This window comes from Roseiarcus sp. (assembly GCF_052145395.1).
Taxonomy (GTDB): Bacteria; Pseudomonadota; Alphaproteobacteria; order Rhizobiales; family Beijerinckiaceae; genus Roseiarcus.
Genome location: NZ_JBKQOT010000039.1, coordinates 1 through 15,351 on the forward strand (window position 1 = coordinate 1; position 15,351 = coordinate 15,351).

13 protein-coding genes and 1 other RNA gene are annotated in these 15,351 nt (G+C 66.6%); 8 read left to right on the top strand and 6 right to left on the bottom strand.

The window, feature by feature from the left end; translation table 11 throughout:
• Together ACLP25_RS01250 and ACLP25_RS01255 are read left to right on the top strand one after the other, a co-directional pair.
• A partial coding sequence (locus ACLP25_RS01250) for a DHA2 family efflux MFS transporter permease subunit (protein ID WP_442467437.1) occupies nucleotides 1-1,314 on the top strand: 1,314 nt, incomplete at its 5' end.
• A gap of 46 nt (nucleotides 1,315-1,360) precedes the next feature.
• Nucleotides 1,361-1,831 (top strand): MaoC family dehydratase, encoded by a 471-nt coding sequence (locus ACLP25_RS01255; protein WP_442467438.1) that lies wholly within the window; start codon nucleotides 1,361-1,363, stop codon nucleotides 1,829-1,831.
• A 225-nt stretch (nucleotides 1,832-2,056) separates the two neighbouring features.
• On the opposite strand, the gene ACLP25_RS01260 is transcribed toward ACLP25_RS01255, so the two are convergent.
• The 3 genes from ACLP25_RS01260 to ACLP25_RS01270 all read right to left on the bottom strand — a co-directional run bounded on the left by ACLP25_RS01260 (nucleotide 2,057) and on the right by ACLP25_RS01270 (nucleotide 4,881).
• Complete coding sequence (locus ACLP25_RS01260) at nucleotides 2,057-3,127, bottom strand: mandelate racemase/muconate lactonizing enzyme family protein (RefSeq protein ID WP_442467439.1); 1,071 nt, start codon at nucleotides 3,125-3,127, stop codon at nucleotides 2,057-2,059.
• 140 nt (nucleotides 3,128-3,267) lie between these two features.
• Complete coding sequence (locus tag ACLP25_RS01265; protein WP_442467440.1) at nucleotides 3,268-4,512, bottom strand: cupin domain-containing protein; 1,245 nt, start codon at nucleotides 4,510-4,512, stop codon at nucleotides 3,268-3,270.
• A 132-nt stretch (nucleotides 4,513-4,644) separates the two neighbouring features.
• Complete coding sequence (locus ACLP25_RS01270; protein ID WP_442467441.1) at nucleotides 4,645-4,881, bottom strand: hypothetical protein; 237 nt, start codon at nucleotides 4,879-4,881, stop codon at nucleotides 4,645-4,647.
• A gap of 1,086 nt (nucleotides 4,882-5,967) precedes the next feature.
• Here ACLP25_RS01270 and ACLP25_RS01275 point away from each other — a divergent pair.
• Both ACLP25_RS01275 and ACLP25_RS01280 read left to right on the top strand, forming a co-directional pair.
• Complete coding sequence (locus tag ACLP25_RS01275) at nucleotides 5,968-6,717, top strand: hypothetical protein (RefSeq protein WP_442467442.1); 750 nt, start codon at nucleotides 5,968-5,970, stop codon at nucleotides 6,715-6,717.
• Between the two features lie 70 nt (nucleotides 6,718-6,787).
• Nucleotides 6,788-7,000, top strand: coding sequence for a hypothetical protein (locus ACLP25_RS01280; protein ID WP_442467443.1), 213 nt, complete (start codon nucleotides 6,788-6,790; stop codon nucleotides 6,998-7,000).
• A gap of 38 nt (nucleotides 7,001-7,038) precedes the next feature.
• Here ACLP25_RS01280 and ACLP25_RS01285 read toward each other — a convergent pair whose 3' ends face one another.
• On the bottom strand, nucleotides 7,039-8,142 hold the full coding sequence (locus ACLP25_RS01285) for an NADH:flavin oxidoreductase/NADH oxidase (protein WP_442467444.1): 1,104 nt from the start codon (nucleotides 8,140-8,142) through the stop codon (nucleotides 7,039-7,041).
• Nucleotides 8,143-8,266: 124 nt separating this feature from the next.
• On the opposite strand from ACLP25_RS01285, the gene ACLP25_RS01290 reads away from it, so the two are divergent.
• Nucleotides 8,267-8,611, top strand: a complete 345-nt coding sequence (locus ACLP25_RS01290; protein ID WP_442467445.1) for a hypothetical protein — start codon at nucleotides 8,267-8,269, stop codon at nucleotides 8,609-8,611.
• A 92-nt stretch (nucleotides 8,612-8,703) separates the two neighbouring features.
• Here ACLP25_RS01290 and ACLP25_RS01295 read toward each other — a convergent pair whose 3' ends face one another.
• A complete protein-coding gene (locus tag ACLP25_RS01295) occupies nucleotides 8,704-10,110 on the bottom strand; it encodes a TAXI family TRAP transporter solute-binding subunit (RefSeq protein ID WP_442467446.1) in 1,407 nt (468 codons plus the stop codon).
• Nucleotides 10,111-10,290: 180 nt separating this feature from the next.
• Between ACLP25_RS01295 and ACLP25_RS01300 the strand changes: the two genes are divergently transcribed.
• Entirely contained in the window at nucleotides 10,291-13,524 is a 3,234-nt protein-coding gene (locus tag ACLP25_RS01300) for an adenylate/guanylate cyclase domain-containing protein (RefSeq protein ID WP_442467447.1), read from the top strand.
• A 20-nt stretch (nucleotides 13,525-13,544) separates the two neighbouring features.
• On the opposite strand, the gene ACLP25_RS01305 is transcribed toward ACLP25_RS01300, so the two are convergent.
• A complete protein-coding gene (locus ACLP25_RS01305; protein WP_442467448.1) occupies nucleotides 13,545-14,273 on the bottom strand; it encodes a cytochrome c biogenesis CcdA family protein in 729 nt (242 codons plus the stop codon).
• A 342-nt stretch (nucleotides 14,274-14,615) separates the two neighbouring features.
• Between ACLP25_RS01305 and ffs the strand changes: the two genes are divergently transcribed.
• Together ffs and dnaX are read left to right on the top strand one after the other, a co-directional pair.
• Nucleotides 14,616-14,712: signal recognition particle sRNA small type (ffs, locus tag ACLP25_RS01310), an RNA gene on the top strand.
• 91 nt (nucleotides 14,713-14,803) lie between these two features.
• A partial coding sequence (gene dnaX / locus ACLP25_RS01315) for a DNA polymerase III subunit gamma/tau (RefSeq protein WP_442467449.1) occupies nucleotides 14,804-15,351 on the top strand: 548 nt, incomplete at its 3' end.

The window sequence follows — 15,351 nt, forward strand, 5'->3', positions numbered from 1 at the left end:
GCGAACGGCGTCCTGTTCCCGATCTTCTCGATCGCCTGCGCCTTCACCCACGACCTCGGGTCGATGATCGCCATGCGCGGCCTGCAGGGCTTCACTGGCGGCATCCTGATCCCCATAGCGTTCACCATGGTGCTGACCAAGCTGCCGAAGGCTCAGCAGCCGATCGGATTGGCGCTGTTCGCCATCTCCGTGACCTTCGCGCCGGCCATTGGGCCGACCATCGGCGGCTATTTCACCGAGACCTACGGCTGGCAGACAATTTTCTACATCAACGCCGTCCCGAGCGCGGTGATGGTGATCGCCCTCGCGCTGACCCTCGAACGCCAGCCGATGCGGCTCACGCTGCTCAAGGAGGGCGACTGGGCGGGCATCGTGACGATGGCGATCGGCCTCTCGGCCCTGCAAACCGTGCTGGAGGAGGGCAACAAGGACGACTGGTTCGCCTCGCCCTTCATCTTTCGCCTCGCGATCGTCGCATCCGTGTTCCTTACGGCCTTCGTCGCCATCGAGCTCATGGTCGAGAAGCCGCTGGTCCGGCTGCGCCTGCTGACGCGGCGCAATTTCGGCGTCGGCGTGCTGGCCAATATCCTGGTCGGGTTCGCGCTGTTCGGAACGGTCTACGTCCTGCCGCAATATCTGGGGCAGGCCCAGGGCTACAACGCCGAGCAGATCGGCGACGTGCTCGCCTGGACCGGCCTGCCGCAGCTCGTCATCATCCCGTTCGTGCCGTTCCTGATGAAGCGATCCGACCCAAGAATCGTCGGCTTTGTCGGCATCGCGATTTTCGCGGCCAGCTGCTTCATGAACACCACGCTCTCGGCCGACAACGCGGGCGACCAGTTCCTCATCCCCAACATCGTGCGCGCGATCGGGCAGGCGCTCGTGCTCACCCCCATCAGCACCATCACCACGGCCGGCATCGCGCCGAGCGAAGCGGGCGCGGCGTCGGGCCTCTCCAACATGCTGCGCAATCTCGGCGGCGCGGCGGGCACGGCGACGCTCGCGACCATCCTCACCAAGCGCGAGCAGTTCCACTCCAACGTCATCGGGCAGTCGATCACGCTCTACAGCGACGAAACCCGCCGGCGCATCGCCGGGCTCACCGACTATTTCGCATCGCACGGGACGGTCGACCGGGCCGCCGCCCAACACGAGGCGATGGCGGCGATCGGCAAGATCGTCCACCGACAGGCGCTGATCATGGCCTTCAGCGACACGTTCGCCGTGATCGGCATCGTGCTTGCGGCTGCCGCGATCGCGCTCCTGTTCGCCCGCAAGACAACGCTCGGCGCCGGAGCGGCAGGCGGCCATTGACACTTCCGCCCTTGCGGACTTCGCATCATTTCATCGGGAGCAACTTATGACTGTGCTTTACCTCGAGGATATCGCCGTCGGCCAAAAATACGGCTCGGGCCGCGCGCGCGTCGACGCCGAAGAGATCAAGGCTTTCGCGGCGGAGTTCGATCCGCAGCCGTTCCACCTCGACGAGGAAGCGGCGAAGGGGTCGTTCTTCCGCGGGCTCGCCGCGAGCGGCTGGCACACCGCCGCGTTGACCATGCGGCTCCTCGTGACCGGAGAGTTTAAGCCGGCCGGAGGCGTCATCGGCGCCGGCAACGAAATCAGCTGGACCCGCCCGGTCCGGCCCGGCGACGTCCTTCGCGTCGAGAGCGAGGTTTTGGAGGTGCGGCCGTCGAAGTCGCGCCCTGAACAGGGCCTGGTCAAGATGCGCTCGACCACCTTCAATCAGAAGGACGAGCCCGTGCAGGTCCTGGTCGCCAACCTCGTCGTGCCGCGACGGAGAAGCTCAAGCGAAGCCCTGAGCAACGCCTGAAGCGCGTGGGAGCGCGAACTCTTGCGCCTCTTGTGGGCACGGTCGAGTGGCATGTGACCACGCGCTTATCAGTCATCGCGGCGCGCCGCTGACGGCCATCCCTTCGATCACGCCCCCGGTCGTGCATCGACAATCGGCGCCAAGCTACCGAGGGCGGCTGTCTTTGACAGACTTCCGCCAGTTGTGCTCCTCGGTTGCTCGAGACACGCGGTTCGCGCGGGCCGCTCACTCGAAGACGCCGAAGCCCGGAGCGGCGTTTCGGCGCACGCTTTCCATGTTGAGCTCGACCCCGACGCCCGGCGCGTCCGGAAGGCTGATGTGCCCGTCCTTGACGATGGGGCCCGAGCCGTCGGGCGCGAAGACATAGCTGTCCCAGACGTCGCGTTCCTCGAGCGCATGCCACTCGAGCACGAGAAAATTCGGGACAGCGGCGCAGGTGTGGCAGGTCGCCATGGTGCCGAGCGGCGTCGAGACGAGATGCGGCGCGAAGGGGATGTAGTAGATCTCGGCCAGATTGGCGATCTTCTTGCTCTCTGCGCGTCCGCCGCATTTCGGCACGTCCGGCATGATGACGTCCGCCGCCTGCTGCTGAAGGAGCTCGCGAAAGCCCCATCGCAGATAGAGATTCTCGCCGACGCAGATCGGCGTGCGGCTGCGCGCCCGCACCTGACGGAGCGCGTCGACGTTCTCCGCCGGTATCGGCTCCTCGAGCCAGAGCAGCTTGAACGGCTCCATCTCCCAGGCGATGCGACAGGCGCTGGGAACGTCGTAGCGGGCGTGCAGATCGACGCAGAGGTCGACGTCCGGCCCGATGGCTTTCCGAACGGCCGCTACGCGCTCGACCATGGACCTCAACTCGGCGCCGTTCGCGGTGTGGTTGGCGGCGTCGAACTTGGCGGGGTGCTGGACCGCGTCGATGTCGAACTTGAGGGCGGTGAAACCCTCATTGACGAGGCGTTGCGCGCGGGCGGCGCAGCCCTCAGGAGAGCCGGAAGGATCGTCCCCGTCGCCGCAATCGGCGTAGAGACGGATGCGGTCGCGGAACTTGCCTCCGAGCATGCGATAGAGCGCCTGGCCGGCGGCCTTGGCGGCCAGGTCCCACAAGGCGATCTCGATGCCGCTGAGCGCAATCAGAAAGACGCCCTCCTGCGCGCCCGAAAAGACGTGGCGCCGGCGCAGCTTGTCCCAGCAGTGCTCGACATTGCGGGGATCCTCGCCGACCAGCTCCGCCTTGAGTTCGGAAATCAGTTCGACAATAGCGGCGGCGCCATCTTTCGCTTCATGATGCCTGCGCATTCGAGCGGACCAGATTAAGCGGGTAATTCCCAAGCCTCTGAGGAGCAGCGCCTTGGCGACGCGTCGGAAAAGGACGCTCCGCTCCAGCGGGCGCCGAAAGCAGCGCCCACCGGCTTCGCATCGCTCCTTGAGGCACGAGGTCAAACCGGGACGAGGTCTGGTCGGTTCTTTGGAAACTGCGCGATGAGCCCCGGATCGATATTCAGCGTCTCGGCAACCATGTCGATTGGGCTGTGCGCCAGCCAATCGGACAGCGAGACTTCCTCGAAACGATCCGCTCTGAAGACCTCCATGTACACAAGATCCGTGTCCCCGGTGTTCTCGACATAGTGCCCAAGCGCCTTCTTGACGTAGCCGATGTCGCCGGGATGAAAGTTTGCCGTGATCGCCTGCGGCCCGGTGTTGAAGACCGTCACGCGTCCCTCGCCCTTGATCCAGTAATTCCATTCGTCGGCGTTCGGATGCCAATGCATATCTCTGAGGCCGCCCGGCTTGATCGTGACCACCGTCGCGGCAATCGTCTTCGAGACCAGGAAGTTGGTGCTGTCCGCGAGCCGCACCGATCCGCTCTTCGTATCCGCGAGGGGCTTGAAATCGGCGCGCCTGAAAATGTAGGGATTTGGCGGCTTGCCTGCAGCCGCCGCAATCTGGGCTTCGACCGTCGCCAGCGGCGGCGCGGGGACATTGCTTTGATAAATCCACTTGTTGTGGAGAGGGATGTTCTTGAACGCATCGATGGGCAGCGAAAAATTCTTGGCGAGCACCTCCGGCGGCGTATGAGCGAGCCAGTCGGTCACCAACAATGTGTTGAATTCCGACGAGTCGCCGTTATCGAAGGCGATCACGAACTCGGTCCCATCGGGATCCAGACCCTGTAGGGAATGAGGCAGGCCGGCGGGGAAGTACCACAGATCGCCTTCTGTCACATCTGCGACCTGTGGGCGTCCGTCCTGGTCTATAATGGTGATGCGGCAGTTTCCGTAAGTCACGACCGCCCATTCCGCTTGCTGGTGCCAGTGAAGCTCCCGAACTCCGTTTGGGCCGAGCCGCATGTTGACGCCCGAGATCGTCGACGAAATTTTGAAGTCATCCGATGTAATCTGCCGCGCCCAGCCGCCGTTCTGGATTCGCTTGGGAGCAAGATTGAACGAGGTCCAAAACTGCGGCATGCCGTTGACGTCGGTCGCCGGCGGGTTTTGGAAAGCGGGTTCGTTTCCGGCAAGACCCGGGTCCTGAGGCCCTGCGTCAGTCAGCGCTTTGGGCTTGGTGACGATCACCGCGCCCTCGGCCGGTTGATCGGGGTCGCCGAAGCTGGCCGCGCGCGCCGTCGCAGCCGACATCGCGCCGGCGGCGGCTGTCGCGAGAATATTGCGTCTCGAAAGCATCGCTCTTGCTCCTGTTGAGAATTGCGGTCGGTTGCCGCTGAACCTTGCTCGCGCTGCGCCGTCGCTGCAGATCGCGCGGTTGGCTGGGCGCGGCCGCCGGGGGCGCCGCCATAGCCTCTTGCCCGTCTCTCTCTAGTCGCCGCCGCCGCCGGCGCCGACGCAGCCGTAACTGGCGCAAGCGTCGGGATTGCTGCTCAGCCCGTTGGTTGTGCGGGGTTTGAACGGGTCGCGCCAGTGCGAGGAGACTTTCACAATATGGGCCGTTCGATGGCTGTGGACCGGTCGGTAGGGGTTCTCGCTCGCGTACGCCGCCGTCGCGGGGCTCGCGAGGACGACGCTAAGCGCCAGCGACAGGATTTGAGTCTTCATTGCTTCTCCTCCTTGGCGCCCATCGGCATTGACGACCAGCGCCGCCAGTTCAGGTTACCAAGAAGAAGGTTATGCGATTGAAGGATGACCCTGGATCAGAACGAGGTTGGTTCTCGTGACGTATTCGTATGGACGCCCCAAACCAAAGTTCAAATTCGCTCACAGACAAGCGCGCAACGCCAACCATCGCCGGGGGCTGCGCTTGTCGATGAGGCGGGGTCCCTGATGGGTGAGGCGCCGCGGGTGGCGATGATGGGAATAATGGGGCCGCGTTCGCGGTTGGGATTCAGTCGTCTGGATCCCGATCAGCCCTTCCGCGACAGCCTCCGCTCGATGAATCGCGTCGAGCCGCTTCATGACCGGTCGTAGTGAAGATGATCGCCCGCTCGCTCACGCCGAGCATGGTCGCAGTACGTCGTCAATCTGCATCACGCGTATCGGCGCCCGGAATTCCGCTCCCGGCGCTACGCCTGCTTCCACACCGGTCCATCCGCCACCGCAGACATTGAGGGCGTTCTCATCCACGGCGCTCAAGGCGTGCGCTCCCTTTCGGTCCTGCCCGCCAAGAGAGCAGGAGTCCAATAGCGTAAGAAAGGTGATCTATGTTGCAGGCCGCGAAGAGCGGTCCGATCCAGACCCCATTCACGCGAGTGGAGAGCGCGGCGCCTTTCTTCCCCCAAAACAAGGGACCGACGGTATGGCGCAGCTTTTGATTGTGGAAAAGCAGAAGCTACCCTATGATCGCTTCATGCGAGTCTCAGACGAAGCGCAAGCGGATCGACGCCCTGTTGGTTGGACGGGACGCGGCCGCTTGCCCGGGGATGGGCCGCATGACGAAAACAATTCGCGCCGAAACATTTTTTCGCGAACTCGAGTGCAACGCGTTGAAAAGTCTCGATTCACGGGTGAATAAGGGGGTCAATTCCAGCGCCGAACGCGTGTCGAAGGCATGCCGAACGCGCGCTGAATGACGCCGGACGGCGCCCGAATGCGCCTCGCCGGCGTTTTTGAAGGCGTCATACCCATCTGGCATGGATGTCATGGACGCTCATTCAAGGGGGCGCCGGGCGTGACGGATCCTTGGGCGTGACGCCGGCGGAGCTTTTGAACGAAACGATCGAGGCGCACGGCGGCCGCGAGCGGTGGCGGCGCGTCGGGGCGATTCGAGCGGCCCTGTCGTCTGGCGGTCTTGCCTTCCAGTCCCGCTGCCAGCCGAATGCGCTGAAAAATTTGAAGATCGAGGTGCGGCCGCACGATATCGCCGTGACCCTGGGCGACTTTGTTCGGCGCGGCTGGCGAGGGACTTGGACGCCCGCGCTCGCGGCGATCCACGACGATCGCGGTCAACTCGTCGCGCAGCGACGCGATCCGCGAAGCCATTTCAGCGGCGTCGTCAGTCAGGTCTACTGGGACAAGCTCGACATCTTGACCTTCGCCGGGTACGCGCTCTGGAACTACCTGTCGTTCCCGTTTCTGCTCGAGCGCGACGACGTTGAACTCGTCGGCGCGACGCCCGCTGCGGGGGACGGGAACCTGCGATTGGACGTCCGGTTCGGCCCGGGCATTCCGACCCATTCCCGGCGCCAGAGCTTTCATATCGACCCCGGACGCCGCCTCGTGCGCCACGACTACACCGCCGAGCCGATCGGTTCCTGGGCGACCGGCGCCAACCTGTGCCTCAAGAGCGAGGTCGTCGGAGGCGTACGCTTCTATACCCGGCGCAAGGTTCTTCCGCGCCTCGGCCCGGCGATGGCGGTCGTTCCGTTTCCGACACTCGTCTGGATAGAGATCGACGACCTTGATGTCGTCGAGGCCGCCTCCGCGAGTCCCGCGTAACGCGGGCCCTTGGCCGGGGCGTCCGACTCCCGTAAGGTCTCAAGCCGCAACGCCCGCCGGGGAAGACTCGATGTTCAAGCTGATCGCCGCCGCCGGACTCGGCGCGCTCGTCGCCCTCTCGTCCTACGCCGTCTCCGCGCAGACGACGGCTCCGACGACGCCCCATCAGAGCGCGCACAGGCCGACCGGGTCTCACCGGAGCGAGATGCGCGCGCGGCGCAACGTGGTCCGGGAGAGGTCGCGCGCCGGCGCCGAACACGCACGCAAGATGCGCACGCAGTAAGAGGCTGTGGCTCCCGCTGCAGGAGCGGAAGGGCTCCGTCAGTCGAGTTCATGAGCAGCGACGCGCTCGGGCGCTTCGCGCGGCGCGGCGCGAAGGTATTGCGAGGGCCAGGACATGGTCTGCCCGAGTTCGCGCGCCGCGAGAAGCGGCCAATAGGGGTCGCGCAGAAACTCGCGCGCGAGAAGCGCAATGTCGGCTTCGCCGTTGCGAATGATCTGGTCGGCCTGGGCGGGCGCGGTGATCATGCCGACTGTGGCGGTCGGGATCGCGGCCTCCTTCCGGATCCGGGCGGAGAATGGAACCTGGTAGCCCGGCCCGACGGGAATCGCAGCGCGCTCGACATTGCCGCCGGACGAGCAGTCGATGGCGTCAACGCCGAGGCTCTTCAGAATCCCCGCCAGCTCGACCGACTGCTCGACATCCCAGCCGCCCTCCGCCCAGTCGGTCGCGGAAATGCGGACGAACAGAGGGCAACGCTCCGGCAGGGCCTTCCGCACGGCCTCGACGCATTCGCGCAAGAAGCGCGTGCGGTTGTCGAACGCGCCGCCGTAGCCATCGGTTCGGCGGTTGCTGAGCGGCGACAGGAATTGGTGGATGAGGTAGCCGTGCGCGGCGTGCAGTTCCACGGTGCGGAACCCGGCGGCGTAGGCCCTGTCCGCGGCGGCGGCGAAGGCCTGCACCAGCGTCGCGATGCGATCGGCGCTCAGTTCCTCGGGCGCTGCGTAGCCCATGCCGAAGGGCAGGGCGCTCGGGCCGACGGTCCGCCAGCCGCCTTGCGCCTCGGGGACGCTGCCGCTTCCGGACCAGGGACGGTACACGCTGCCCTTCCGGCCAGCATGCGCAAGCTGAACGCCGGGGACGGCGCCCTGTGACCGGATGAAGCGCGCGATCCGCTCCAGCGGCTCGAAATGCCTTTCGCTCCACGCGCCGAGATCCTCGGGCGAGATCCGTCCTTCGGGCGTAACCGCCGCGGCCTCGGTGAACACGAGCCCTGCGCCCCCGACCGCTCGCGCGGCGAGATGGGCGAAGTGCCAATCGTTGGCGAGTCCGTCCTCGCAGGAATACTGGCACATCGGGGACACGCCGATGCGGTTCAAATAGACGACGTCGCGCAGTTTGAACTCACTGAACAGGTGGGGCATGGGCGGCGATTCCTTGGGTGTCGACTGGCGCGACGGGTTCCGGCGCGGGAGCGAGAGAACCGAACCGCCGGGCGGTTCGTCAAGGGCTTGATCCGACCGCCGCGCGAGGCGAAATGGGAGAGCGATGATCGAGACGGAGTTGCAACCGACCGAGCGGATCGAAGAACTGGAGCTGCGGATCGACGAGCTTCACGACGCGATCGCGCGCAGCCGTAGGCTGATGACCGCGGGACGCGCCGCCGCCGTCCTCGGCCCGCTCGTGCTGCTTCTGCTCGTGCTTGGCTTCATCGCCTTCACCCCGGCGCGCGTGTTGGTCGCGCTCGCCCTGCTGATCGGCGGGGTCGTGCTCGCGGGCAGCAGCAAGTCCAGCACCGGTGAGCTTGAGCGGTCGCTGACCCGCGCCGAGAGGGAACGAAACGCCGCGATCGACGCGCTGGGTCTTTTGCCTGCGGGCGACGGCCGCGACTGACTTTTCCGCCGATGGGCCGCGGCTCCAATGGAGGCAGCGCGTCTCGCGCTTATCGGGCGGTGAGAGGCCGCCCAAGACGCTTAGAGGCGCCGTTACGAGGCGCCCTTTCCGTTCGACCGACAGAGCAGGGTGGAAAGCGCCGCGATCGCCTCCACCATCATGGACTCCTGGTAGCGATAGTACATTTCGCTTCCCATCGGCGTCACGTAGGACTGGAGCTGGGCGGCGCAGCGCGACCGAAGCGCCTCGAGGTCCTTCATGAGGTCCTGCGCCGCGTTGCGGTCCTGTGGCGACTTGAGAACCGCGCCGGTCGGAAGCGCCTTGATCTGGTCGTGCGTGAGGGGCGGCGTCACGAGCGCCTTGAGCCGGGCCTCGAGGAGCTCCCGGTTGGCGTCGATGCGCCAGAGCCGGAAGCGGCTGTAGATCTCGGTCCCGTTCAAAAGGACCGTGACCGCCATCGCCAGATAGATCCAGTAGGCGGGCGACATCAGGTTCACGAGCCGCGGGAAATAACGGTCCGGCAGCGCCGGCTGACCGTTGGCGAAGAATTCGCGCGCTTCGTCCGCGAGCGGCGCCGCGTCCTGGGACCGCGCCGCGGGCGGCGGATTGCTCCGCACAAAGGCGGGGAACTCGTCGCTCAAGAGCTTCAGGAAGGCGACCCGCTGCGCCCGCCCGACGCAGGCGTTGGTGATGAGCAGCGTATCGACTTGCGCGACGTCCTTGTCGGTCGCGGGAATCTGCCGGCCGACGTCGTAGTAGCCGGCGGGAATCTTGCCGACGTGCAGCCAGCGGTCTCTCGCCGTCAGGCCGTCGATCCCGGGCGGCGAAACGATCTCGAGGTCGTATTTCTCCACGAGGTTGCGGATCAACTCGGCGTTCTCGTTCATGACGAAAGCGGCGAGATCGAGCTGGTTGGCCTGAACCAGCGTCGCCTGCGCCTCGAGGCCGTAATTGGACGGTTTCCACCCGAGGTCCTTCAGGTCGGAATTGTCCAAAAGGTGCTGCATGAGAAAGCCCGTGCCGGAGCCTTCCGGACCGATGCCGACCGTCGCGCCCTTGAGGTCCTCAAACGAGGCGATGGCTCGACCCCGACGGGCGAGGAGGAGCAGGGACTCGGGCTGCGGGAGCCGTCCGAGGGTCTGCAGGCCGGCGTCGTCGGGCAGCGGCACGCCGTCCTGGACGAAGGCGAAGGCGGGCTCGCACCGCCCGTTCTCGCCGACGAGTCGGTTGATGTTCTCGACCGAGCCCGCCGTGACGACGACTTTGAGATGGCCGTTCTTCTTGAGCGCGCGCGCCGCGAGCCGTTCCCCGACGGTGTGATACTCGCCGGTCGGCGCGCCGGTATAGACGGCGGCCTTCAGGTAGGCGTAGTCGCCGGCGACGGTGAGGTAGAGGATCGCAGCGGCGAGCGCGACAAGCACAACGAGCAGCAAAAGCGCCCGAACCCAGGCGCGCCAATTGCGCCCAGGCCCGAACGCCAGTTCGTCGAGAAAACTCATGCGCCCGCGATTCCCCCCAAAAGGTGACGGCCGTACCCTATTGGGAATTTGTTGAGCGGCAAGGGCCAGGCGCAGGCTTCGGCGGCGAACGGAGCGCCAGCGGCGCTCGCGCCTCATTCGCCTCCTGAGCGCTGACGACTTGTGCTAGTCTTCGTCTCCTCCCGACGGGGGCTTCCGCCTGTGCGCTGCGCGCGTTGCCAGTTCGAGAACAAGGAAGGCCGCAAGTTCTGCGCCTCCTGCGGCGCGGCGCTCGCGATGGCGTGCGAGGGTTGCGGCTACGCGAACGAGCCATCCGACCGGTTCTGCGGGGGCTGCGGGCGGGCGCTCGTGCAGAGCGAAGCCCCGGTCGTCGAAGTCCACGCGGTCGCCGCCGGCGACCGGCGGCCGGTCGCAGTCATGTTCTGCGACCTCGTCGGCTATACGCGGCTCTCGTCGCAGCTTGACCCCGAGGACGTCAACTCTCTGCTCGAGCGCTTCTTCGCCGTCGTCGACGCGGCCGTCGACCGATACGGCGGAATGATCGACAAGCACATCGGCGACGCCGCCATGACGCTTTTCGGCGCGCCGCGCGCTCACGGCGACGACGCGTTGCGCGCGGTCCGCGCGGCGCTCGATATACAGACCTCCGTCCCGGCGACGCTTGCGACGGCGTCCGGGCCGCTCGCCGTCCACGTCGGCCTCGCCATGGGGGAGGTGGTCGCGAGCGCCGTCGGCAGCGACCGGCATCGCGGATACACCGTTACCGGCGAGGCCGCGAACGTCGCGGCGCGGCTCATCGATCGGGCCGGCGCTGGGGAGACCTTCGTCTCTGAGGAAATCCACCGCGCAACGAGCCATGCCGCGGACTACGAGCCGCTCGGCCCCCAGACGCTCAAAGGTCTCGAGAAACCGGTCGACGTCTGGCGGCTGATCGGATTGAGGCGCGCCGCGTCGGCTGGCGCGCCGCTCGTCGGCCGTCGTGTCGAACTCGCGCAATGCCGCGCCGCGCTCGCGGCGATCGGCGACGGCTCGTCCGGCGCGGTCGTGATCGTACGCGGCGAGCCGGGGATCGGCAAGACCCGATTCGTCGAAGAGGCGCAGTCGATCGCCGCCGATCTCGGCTTCGAGCGCCACATGGGATGGGTGCTCGACTTCGGTACTGAGCGTGGCCACGGAGCCATCCGCACCATTGTCCTGAGCCTGCTGGGCCTCGGGCGCGACTCTTCGCTCGACGACGCCGCGGCGGCCATCGCCACGGCGAGGCTGGTGGGCGACGACTCCCTCTACTTGCGCGATCTTCTCGAAGTCCCGCAGCGGGAGGACGATCGGTCGTTTTACGAGGCGATCGATCGGACGGCGCGCGCCCGCGCCAAGGAGCGCGTCCTTGCCGATTTGATTGCCACGCGCGCAAAAGCAAATCCGCTTCTCGTCACGGTTGAGGACGTCCATTGGGCCGACGACGATACGCTGGCTTTGCTCGCCGCCCTTTCGCGGGCGACGACGCAAAGCCGCACAGCGCTTGTCATGACGACGCGCATCGGCGGCGATCCACTGGATGCAAGCTGGCGCGCGACAGCCGGCGACGGCTTGCAACTCACGATCGACCTTGCGCCGCTCGCCCCGGCGGAGGCGGAGAGGATCGCCAAGAGCTTCCCGGCCGCCGAGGTCTTCGCCGCCAAATGCGTCGAGCGCGCCGGCGGCAACCCCCTATTTCTCGAGCAGCTCTTGCGCACCGCGGGCGATCTCGTCGACGGCAGGCTCCCGGGCACGATTCAAAGCGTCGTGCTCGCGCGGACCGATCTCCTCCCGCCCAACGATCGGCGCGCCATCGAGGCGGCGTCGGTTCTCGGTCAGCGTTTCACCCTCGCCAGCCTCCGTGCGCTAGTCGACGATCTGCGCTACGCCTGCGACACGCTCCTGCGCCACGCGCTATTGCGGCTAGTCGCCGACGGACTGCAGTTCGTCCACGCCCTCGTGCGGGACGGCGTTTACGCTTCGCTGACGCGAGCGAGGCGGCGGCAGCTTCACAAGGCTGCCGCCGATGTCTTCCTCGATGACCCGGTGCTGCGCGCCGAGCATCTCGATCTCGCCGAAGATCCTCAGGCGGCGCAGGCCTACCTCGAGGCGTCGAGGGAGCAGGCGTCCCTGTTCCGCCAGGATCAGGCGGCCGCGCTCGCCCTTCGAGGTCTCGCCATCGCCGTAGGACCTCGCGACCGCGTCGCGCTCGCCCTGCAGGTGGGTGGCCTGCAACTCGACGCCGGCCGCGGCGCGGACGCGCTCGAAGGCTACCAGTCGGCTCTTGCCGCGGGCGCAACGGATGACGACCGTTTGCGGGCGCTGATCGGCTGCGCCGCCGCCAATCGGCTGCTGGCAAAGATCGATGACGCCTTCGCCGCGCTTTCCGAGGGCGAGCCGTTGGCGCGCGGCGCCGGCGCCGGTCGCGCGCTTGCCGAAATCCACTACCTTCGCGGCAATCTGCGTTTCGCGCGAGGCGAGATCGAGGCCTGCCGCAACGAGCACGCGTTGGCCCTGGACGCCGCGAATGGCCTCGATTCGCCTGAGTGGCGGGCCCGGGCGCTGAGCGGCCTTGCGGACGCCCAGTATATGGATTGCCGCATGGCGACGGCCCTCGATCACTTCTCCGAGTGCGTCGAACTCTGCGACGCCGCCGGGTTGACTCGCATCGCCGTGCCGAACCGGGCAATGATGGGGCATTGCCGGATTTACCTCTGCGCGTTCGACGCCGCGCTCGACGACATGCGCCGCGCGCTCGAGACGGCGCGCCGGATCGGAAACAGCCACGCGGAGATGTTCGCGCTTCAGTCGATCGGCCTCTGTCTGACGGCTGCCGGCCGCCATTTGGAAGCAGCCGAAATTCAGGCTGCCGCACTGGATCAGGCGTGCAGGCTGAAGGCCCGCCGCTACGAGGCGATCATTCTCGCCTTATGCGCGGAGCGAGCGCTGGTGGAGGGCCGCGCGGCGGAAGCGCTGTCACTCGTGCGGGCGGCGCTCGAATCGTCCGAGGCGACAAGTCCCGGCTTCGTGGGGCCGATCGTCTTCGGCCTCATGGCCCTCGCGGAACAGAGCCCCGAAGCGCAAAGAGCCGCGCTGGCCGCGGGAGAATCCCTGCTGGCGAAAGGCGCCGTCGGCCACAATCATTTCTGGTTTCGGCGCTACGCGATCGAATGGGCGCTGCGCGCCGAAGACTGGGACGCGGCCGAGGGCCATGCCGACGCGCTGCTCACGCGCATGGCGCCGGAGCCGCTCTCCTATCCAAGCGCGATCGCCCGGCGCGGACAACTCCTCGCCCGCTTGGGCCGCGGTGCCGCCGGCGAGGAGGACAAAGTGGAGCTTTCCGCGCTGCGTTCGAGCGCGTCGGCGGTTGGGCTGCGGATCGAGGCCCTCGCGGAAGCGTTGCGCGGTCTGACGGCATAGCAGGATTGATTTTTCTCCAGCTACCCGACCTGCCCGAACTGCGGGAACGTTTCGATCAGCCACAGCGACATCGACTGGAAGCCGCCGGTCAGGAACAGGACCCCGGTCCCGACCAGCAGGACGCCGACGGTCTTCTCGATCGCGCCGAACCGCTTCTTGATCGCGGTCGAGGCGCGCATGAACGGGCCGATCGCCGCGGCGGCTGCGATAAAGGGCAGGCCGAGGCCGAGGCTGTAGACGGCGAGCAAGCCCGCGCCCGCCGCGACCGTGTCGCGGCTGCCGGCGACGGCGAGGATCGTGGCTAGGATCGGGCCGATGCACGGCGTCCAGCCGAGCGCGAAGGCCATGCCCATGAAATAGGCGCTCCACGCTCCGGCCGGGCGGTCGATCGTCAGTCGCGCCTCGCGCAGCATCGCGGCGATCCGGAACACGCCCAAGAAGTGGAGGCCCATCAGGATCACGCCGATCCCGGCGGCGATCGACAAAATGTGGCTCCACTCCCGAAAGAGCGCACCGAGCGCCGAGGCGGTGGCGCCGAAGGCCACGAACACAGTGGTGAAACCCGCGACGAACAGGAGCGCGGTGACGAGAATGTTTCGCCGCGCTTGTCGCTCGCCGCCGTCGACCAGCGCCTCGACGCTCGCGCCGGCGAGATAGCAGAGATAGGGCGCGGCGAGCGGCAGCACGCAGGGGCTCGCGAAGGACAGCAGTCCGGCGCCGAAGGCCGCGGGGATGGAGACGTCGGTCATGGAGGCCAGAGATGGGGTTTTCGGCGTAGCACGTCAATCGACAGCCAAGGGAACGGGCGGAACGTCATGGAGCGATGCGCGTGGGTTGCGGCGGCGCCGTTTAAGATCCTGAAACATGAAACTGGAGGCCGCGGCGGGCGGGCTTGCGCGCGTCTGGCGCTAACCCCTTGAAAACGTTTGGACCCGGACTCACAAACCCGAGGAAACGAGGGGCAAGCTGTTGAAAACAAAGGAGCGCTGTCCGAAATCCGCGGTCGCGGCCGCGCCGCCAAAGAGGCGCAAACCCGGAATTCTCCTTCGGCGCGCCCTTGCGTCCGCCGCGCCTTTGGTCCACATGGGGGCGGGAGGTTGGCGAAGGACGTACCGCTCGCCAACCGGGTCAGGTCCGGAAGGAAGCAGCCCTAACGAGACAGGGCGGGTCTTTGTCCAACCTCCCACCTTCGCCTTGAGCTCAATCCGCCGACGTCGGGCACCCAAGTTTCGAGGATGCTTCCACACCATCGATCCGAGCGGAGCGAGCGAGAGGGGCGATGAGCGATTCCCTGTTTGCCGCCGAGCCGCCGGCCTCCGCGCCCGCGCCCTATCGGGTGCTGGCGCGCAAGTATCGCCCGCAGCGCTTCGAGGACCTGATCGGCCAGGAGCCGATGGTGCGCACGCTCGCCAATTCCTTCGCCTCGGGGCGCATCCATCAGGCCTACGTCTTCACCGGCGTCCGCGGCACCGGCAAGACGACGACCGCGCGCATCCTCGCCCGCGCCTTCAATTATTCCGTGCCCGGCAAGATCGACCGCCCGAGCGTCGACATGCCCGAGCTTGGCGTCCATTGCCAGGCAATCATGGATTCGCGCCATGTCGACGTGATCGAGATGGACGCCGCCTCGCACACCGGCATCGACGACGTGCGCGAGATCATTGAAAACGCCCGCTACCGGCCGGTCTCCGCCCGCACCAAGGTCTACATCATCGACGAAGTGCACATGCTGTCGAAGCAGGCCTTCAACGGCCTGTTGAAGACGCTCGAGGAGCCGCCGGAGCACGTCAAGTTCCTGTTCGCAACCACCGAGATCGAGAAGGTGCC

Excerpts from the sequence above, each read along its gene's own strand:
- ACLP25_RS01265 (WP_442467440.1), bottom strand. The coding sequence starts at position 4,512 with ATGCTTTCGAGACGCAATATTCTCGCGACAGCCGCCGCCGGCGCGATG.
- ACLP25_RS01290 (WP_442467445.1), top strand. The coding sequence starts at position 8,267 with ATGATCGAGACGGAGTTGCAACCGACCGAGCGGATCGAAGAACTGGAG.
- ACLP25_RS01270 (WP_442467441.1), bottom strand. The coding sequence starts at position 4,881 with ATGAAGACTCAAATCCTGTCGCTGGCGCTTAGCGTCGTCCTCGCGAGC.
- ACLP25_RS01295 (WP_442467446.1), bottom strand. The coding sequence starts at position 10,110 with ATGAGTTTTCTCGACGAACTGGCGTTCGGGCCTGGGCGCAATTGGCGC.
- ACLP25_RS01255 (WP_442467438.1), top strand. The coding sequence starts at position 1,361 with ATGACTGTGCTTTACCTCGAGGATATCGCCGTCGGCCAAAAATACGGC.
- ACLP25_RS01260 (WP_442467439.1), bottom strand. The coding sequence starts at position 3,127 with ATGCGCAGGCATCATGAAGCGAAAGATGGCGCCGCCGCTATTGTCGAA.
- ACLP25_RS01285 (WP_442467444.1), bottom strand. The coding sequence starts at position 8,142 with ATGCCCCACCTGTTCAGTGAGTTCAAACTGCGCGACGTCGTCTATTTG.
- ACLP25_RS01280 (WP_442467443.1), top strand. The coding sequence starts at position 6,788 with ATGTTCAAGCTGATCGCCGCCGCCGGACTCGGCGCGCTCGTCGCCCTC.
- ACLP25_RS01305 (WP_442467448.1), bottom strand. The coding sequence starts at position 14,273 with ATGACCGACGTCTCCATCCCCGCGGCCTTCGGCGCCGGACTGCTGTCC.